The sequence below is a fragment of the Streptomyces sp. NRRL WC-3549 genome, from assembly GCF_000721935.1.
GTDB lineage: Bacteria > Actinomycetota > Actinomycetes > Streptomycetales > Streptomycetaceae > Streptomyces.
Map to the genome: position 1 here is coordinate 50394 of NZ_KL585425.1, position 5278 is coordinate 55671.

A 5278-nucleotide genomic window follows, 5' to 3' on the forward strand; every position below is an offset into this window, starting at 1 on the left:
CGACGAGTGGTTCCTGTACGACCAGGAGTCGCCGATCGCGACGGGCGGGCGGGGTCTGGCCCGGGGCCGGATCTACGACCGCCGGGGGCAGTTGCTGGTGTCCGTGGTGCAGGAGGGACTGTTCCGGCGTCTCGACGGCGTGTAGCCGGGGCCGGCTCAGGTGCCGGGCAGCGGCTCCTGGTCCACGTCGTGCCGGCGGGTGCGGATGTCGGGGCCCGGCGGGTGCAGCTTGGCGTCGCACGAGGGGCCGAGTCCGGTACGGCGTGACTCCGCACCGGTGAGGGGGCGCCCGCACAGGGCGCAGCGCACCGGGCGGCGGGCGGGCGGCGGGGGGCCGTCCGCCGGTACGGGCGTCAGTCCGGGGAGCGGCTCGGGGGGTTCCACCCGTGGATCCTCTCAGGTGGGCGGGGCGGACGGGCGGCCGGTCCGGGATGGATCGCCGGCTTCCCGGTACGGCCGTGGGGGCGTCACCGTGGCGCGCTGGTCATCGTGGCGGTGGTGGTCTGCCGCGTTCCGGTGCTCCGGCCGGAGGGTCCGTCCTCACCTGCCGGGCGGGCCGGGGCGGACGTGAAAGGATCCGGCGCATGACCGAGATCGTTCCCGTGACCGGACCCGAACTGGTCACGTACGCCGATGAGCTGGCCGCCCTGCTGGTGGAGACCGTGGAAGGCGGCTCCTCGGTGGGCTTCCTCGCGCCCCTCGACCGGGAGGCCGCCGCCGACTGGTGGCGCAGGCGTGCCGCCCTCGTCGAGGCCGGAGACCACCAGGTCTGGATCGCCCGGGACGACGAGCGGGTCGTCGGCACGGTCGGTCTGGTGAGAGGGGCGCTGCCCAACGCCCGCCACCGCGCGGAGATCGCCAAGCTGATGGTCCGTCCGTCGGCCCGCGGCCAGGGCGTCGGCCGGGCGATGCTCGCGGCCGTCGAGCGGTCGGCCGCCGCGGACGGGCTGAGCCTGCTGGTCCTGGACACCGAGACGGGAAGCCTGGCCGAGGAGCTCTACCGGTCGGCGGGGTGGACGGAGTGCGGTTCGATCCCGGCGTACGCCGGTGATCCTTCCGGTGCGCTGAAAGCAACCACGTTCTACTTCCGGGTGATCGGCCCGCTCACCGATCTCGCGCCACAATGGGCGGGAACGCCCGACGACCGAGGAGATCCCGCATGACTCTGCACGACATCCCCCTGCGCACCCTCGCCGGCGAGCCCACCACGCTGGGCTCCTTCGAGGGCTCGGCGGTGCTCCTGGTGAACGTCGCGTCCCAGTGCGGGCTCACCCCGCAGTACGCAGGCCTGGAGCGCCTGCAGAAGGAGTACGCGGGGCGGGGGTTCACCGTGGTCGGCGTTCCCTGCAACCAGTTCGCGGGCCAGGAGCCGGGCACCGCCGAGGAGATCGAGACGTTCTGCTCGACGACGTACGGCGTGAGCTTCCCGCTGCTGGAGAAGACCGAGGTCAACGGCGACGGCCGGCACCCGTTGTACGCGGAGCTGGCGAAGCTCCCGGACGCCGAGGGCGCGGCGGGTGACGTCCAGTGGAACTTCGAGAAGTTCCTGATCTCGCCGGCCGGTGAGCCGGTCGCCCGGATCCGTCCCGGCGTCGAGCCGGAGGCCCCCGAGGTCGTCTCCGTGATCGAGGCCCACCTGCCGCGGCGTTAGCGGCAGGCCCGGGGGCCGGCCGCGCGGCGGCAGGCCCCCGGGCCTGTTCGTGTCAGCGGATCGGCATGCCCGACAGGGTGCGGGCGATCACCAGGCGCTGGATCTCGCTCGTGCCCTCGAAGATCGTGTAGATCGCCGCGTCCCGGTGCATCCGCTCGACCGGGTACTCGCGGGTGAAGCCGTTGCCGCCGAGGATCTGGACGGCCTGCGCGGTCACCGACTTCGCCGTCTCGCTGGCGAAGAGCTTGGACATCGAGCCCTCGGCCGAGGTGAACTGCTTGCCGGTGGTCGCCATCCAGGAGGCCCGCCACACCAGCAGACGGGCCGCGTCGATCCGGGTGCGCATGTCGGCGAGCTGGAAGGCGATTCCCTGGTTGTCGATGATCGGGCGGCCGAACTGGCTGCGGGTCTTGGCGTAGTCCAGGGCCACCTCGTACGCGGCGCGGGCGGTGCCGACCGCCATGGCGCCGACGGCGGGGCGGGAGGCCTCGAACGTGGCCATCGCGGCGTTCTTCACGCGCTCGCCGCCGGACTCGGCGCGCTCGCGGGCCCGGGCCAGGCGTTCGTCCAGCTTCTCCTTGCCGCCGAGCAGGCAGCTGCCGGGGACGCGGACGTCCTCCAGGACGACCTCGGCGGTGTGCGAGGCCCGGATGCCGTGCTTCTTGAACTTCTGGCCCTGGGACAGCCCGGGGGTGGCCGGCGGGACGATGAAGGAGGCGTGTCCCTTGGAGCCCAGCTCCGGGTCGACGACGGCGACGACGACGTGGACGTTGGCGATGCCGCCGTTGGTCGCCCAGGTCTTGGTGCCGTTGAGGACCCACTCGTCCTTGGCCTCGTCGTACACCGCGCGGGTCCGCATCGAGGCGACGTCCGAACCGGCGTCCGGCTCGGAGGAGCAGAAGGCGGCGAGCTTCACGTCGTCGGCGTCGCCGTACATCTGCGGGATCCAGGTGCCGATCTGCTCCTCGGTGCCGTTGGCGAGGACGCCGACGGCCGCCAGGCCCGTACCGACGATGGACAGGGCGATGCCCGCGTCGCCCCAGAACAGCTCTTCCATGGCCATGGGTATGCCCAGGCCCGTAGGGTCGAAGAACTGCTGGGCGTAGAAGTCGAGGGAGTAGATGCCCACCTTGGCCGCCTCCTGGATGACGGGCCAGGGCGTCTCCTCACGCTCGTCCCACTCCGAAGCGGCCGGGCGGATCACATCCGCGGCGAAACCGTGCAGCCAGTCACGGACCTGCTTCTGGTCGTCGTTGAGCTCGAGCGTGAACTCGGCCATGTCCCCTCCATGCACTTGCGGTCGACACCATGCGTTACCAGCGGTAACAACAGTCTGTTACCAGCAAGTAGCCTCTGTCAACCGGTCAGCCGGGTATCCGCGCGCCGCGACACAGGGTGTTACGTTTCCCGGGCATCAGGAGATCGCGGACAGCCGGGCGGGGAGTAGGACATGGAGACCACACGTGGGGCCGAGCGGCAGCGGACGGCCGCCGAGCGCCGCCGCCGGGAGCTGCTCGAGGCCGCGGACCGGGTGGTGCTGAGGGACGGCCCGCAGGCGTCGATGAACGCGATCGCCGCCGAGGCCGGGATCACCAAGCCGATCCTCTACCGCCACTTCGGCGACAAGGGCGGCCTGTACCGGGCACTCGCCCAGCGCCACACCGACGCCCTGCTGAGCGCCCTGCGGGCCGCGCTCGACGCCCCCGCACAGCGACGGGAGCGGGTCGAGGCGACGCTGGACACGTACCTCGCGGCCATCGAGGCCCGTCCGCAGGTCTACCGCTTCCTGATGCATCCCGCCGACGACGCGGCCCCCTCGCCCGAGCAGGGGTTCGACGTCGGCCGGCACTCGGCCCCGCTGCTGCGCCGGCTCGGCGAGGAGCTCGGCAAGGTGATAGCCGAGCGCGTCGACCTGGGGCCGGGCAGCGAGCAGACGGCCCGGATCTGGGGCCACGGCATCGTCGGCATGATGCACGCGGCGGGCGACTGGTGGCTCGGCGACCGGCCCTGCTCACGCGAGCAGTTGGTACGCAGTCTCGCGGACCTGCTCTGGGGCAGGCTCGCCGAGGTGGGCGACCTGCCCGGTGGTCCCGCCTTCTGAGACCCCGGCCCGCCGGCCCCGGGCTCCCGCCGCCCCCTTTGACCCGGTGTCCGGGCGGCGGGGCTCACTCCGTACGCGCCCACGGCGCCCGCCGGGCCGCGCGCAGCACCCGGCGCCGTCGCAGACCGGTCAGCCGGTCCGGGTAGACCAGGCCGTCGAGGTGGTCGCACTCGTGCTGGAGACAGCGGGCGAACCAGCCGGTACCGGTGACCCGCACCGGCTCCCCCGTCACCGTCCGGCCCTCGACCACCGTCCGGTCGAAGCGCGGCGTGCCCCCTTCGAGGCCGGGGAGGGACAGACAGCCCTCCGGACCGCGTACGGTGATCCCGTCCGCCTCCGTACGGACCGGGTTGACGAGGTGACCCAGGTGCCTGACCTCGTCGTCGTCGGGGCAGTCGTAGACGAACACCCTGAGCGGGACGCCGATCTGGTTCGCGGCGAGCCCGACACCGTTCGCCGCGTACATGGTGGCGAACATGTCCTCGACCAGCCGGGCGAGCGACGGCCCGAAGTCCGTGACCTCCGCGCAGGGGGCGTGCAGCACCGGGTCGCCGAGCAGGCTCATGGGACGAACCAGTCCGGAACTGCCGGGGATCGGGCGTTTTCGCATGGAGAGAAGCGTACGTTCCACGTGACCTCCACGTATCGCGTGGTGCCGTGGTGCGGTCGCCCCGCCGGACATCGATAGGCTGGGGCGCGGACTGACGCAAGGAGGATCTAGGACGATGGCAGGCAACACGGAGCCGTTGTCGCCGCGGGCCAAGCTCGCCGTGACGGCGGGCAAGGCCGCGGCGGCGGTGTCGCGCGCCGCGGGGCGCGGCAGCGGATCGGTGATCGGCGGCCGGGTGGCGCTCAAGCTCGACCCCGACCTGCTGGGGCGGCTGGCGCAGCACCTGGACGTGATCCTCGTGTCCGCGACGAACGGCAAGACGACCACGACCCGGCTGATCGCGGAGGCCCTGCGGGCCGCCGGACCGGTCGTGTCGAACGCGCTCGGTGCCAACATGCCCGCGGGGATCACCTCCGCGCTGGCCGGCGGTTCGGACGCGAAGTACGGCGTGATCGAGGTCGACGAGAAGTACCTCGCCGGGGTCGCGCGCGACACCACCCCGAAGGTGATCGCGCTGCTGAACCTCTCCCGCGACCAGCTGGACCGGGCCGCGGAGACCCGGATGCTGGCCGAGAAGTGGCGTGAGGGGCTGTCCGGTTCGAAGGCCGTGATCGTGGCCAACGCGGACGACCCGCTGATCGTCTGGGCCGCGTCCTCCTCCCCCAACGTGGTGTGGGTGGCGGCCGGTCAGGCCTGGAAGGACGACGCCTGGTCCTGCCCGTCCTGCGGCGGTGTGATGCAGCGCCCCGGCGACGACTGGTTCTGCGGCGAGTGCGGTTTCCGCCGCCCCGCGCCGAGCTGGGCGCTCAACGGCGACTACGTACTGGACCCGCACGGTTCCGCGTGGCCGATCCACCTCCAGCTGCCGGGCCGCGCCAACAAGGCGAACGCCACCAGTTCGGCCGCCGTCGCGGCG

The 5278-nt window shown here is 72.5% G+C and carries 7 protein-coding genes and 1 pseudogene; 5 read left to right on the forward strand and 3 right to left on the reverse strand.

Translation table 11 applies throughout. The features are described from left to right. Nucleotides 1–145 (forward strand): annotated as a pseudogene (locus tag IH13_RS41410) (acyl-CoA thioesterase domain-containing protein); the annotation flags it as partial. A gap of 11 nt (nucleotides 146–156) precedes the next feature. On the opposite strand, the gene IH13_RS0127965 reads toward IH13_RS41410, so the two are convergent. After that, entirely contained in the window at nucleotides 157–384 is a 228-nt protein-coding gene (locus IH13_RS0127965) for a DUF6011 domain-containing protein (protein WP_031088749.1), read from the reverse strand. 200 nt (nucleotides 385–584) lie between these two features. On the opposite strand from IH13_RS0127965, the gene IH13_RS0127970 reads away from it, so the two are divergent. Together IH13_RS0127970 and IH13_RS0127975 are read left to right on the forward strand one after the other, a co-directional pair. Further along, nucleotides 585–1163: a GNAT family N-acetyltransferase gene (locus tag IH13_RS0127970; protein ID WP_031088750.1), complete on the forward strand. Its 579-nt coding sequence runs from the start codon at nucleotides 585–587 to the stop codon at nucleotides 1161–1163. Next, nucleotides 1160–1651, forward strand: coding sequence for a glutathione peroxidase (locus IH13_RS0127975; RefSeq protein WP_031088751.1), 492 nt, complete (start codon nucleotides 1160–1162; stop codon nucleotides 1649–1651). Before IH13_RS0127970 ends, IH13_RS0127975 begins: the two co-directional genes overlap by 4 nt. A gap of 52 nt (nucleotides 1652–1703) precedes the next feature. Here the strand turns inward: IH13_RS0127975 and IH13_RS0127980 are convergent, their stop codons facing one another. After that, nucleotides 1704–2930 (reverse strand): acyl-CoA dehydrogenase family protein, encoded by a 1227-nt coding sequence (locus IH13_RS0127980; protein ID WP_031088752.1) that lies wholly within the window; start codon nucleotides 2928–2930, stop codon nucleotides 1704–1706. Between the two features lie 171 nt (nucleotides 2931–3101). Between IH13_RS0127980 and IH13_RS0127985 the strand changes: the two genes are divergently transcribed. Next, nucleotides 3102–3752, forward strand: a complete 651-nt coding sequence (locus IH13_RS0127985) for a TetR/AcrR family transcriptional regulator (protein ID WP_031088753.1) — start codon at nucleotides 3102–3104, stop codon at nucleotides 3750–3752. Nucleotides 3753–3816: 64 nt separating this feature from the next. Here IH13_RS0127985 and def read toward each other — a convergent pair whose 3' ends face one another. Further along, on the reverse strand, nucleotides 3817–4362 hold the full coding sequence (def, locus tag IH13_RS0127990; protein WP_031088754.1) for a peptide deformylase: 546 nt from the start codon (nucleotides 4360–4362) through the stop codon (nucleotides 3817–3819). 115 nt (nucleotides 4363–4477) lie between these two features. On the opposite strand from def, the gene IH13_RS0127995 reads away from it, so the two are divergent. After that, a partial coding sequence (locus IH13_RS0127995) for a Mur ligase family protein (protein ID WP_031088755.1) occupies nucleotides 4478–5278 on the forward strand: 801 nt, incomplete at its 3' end.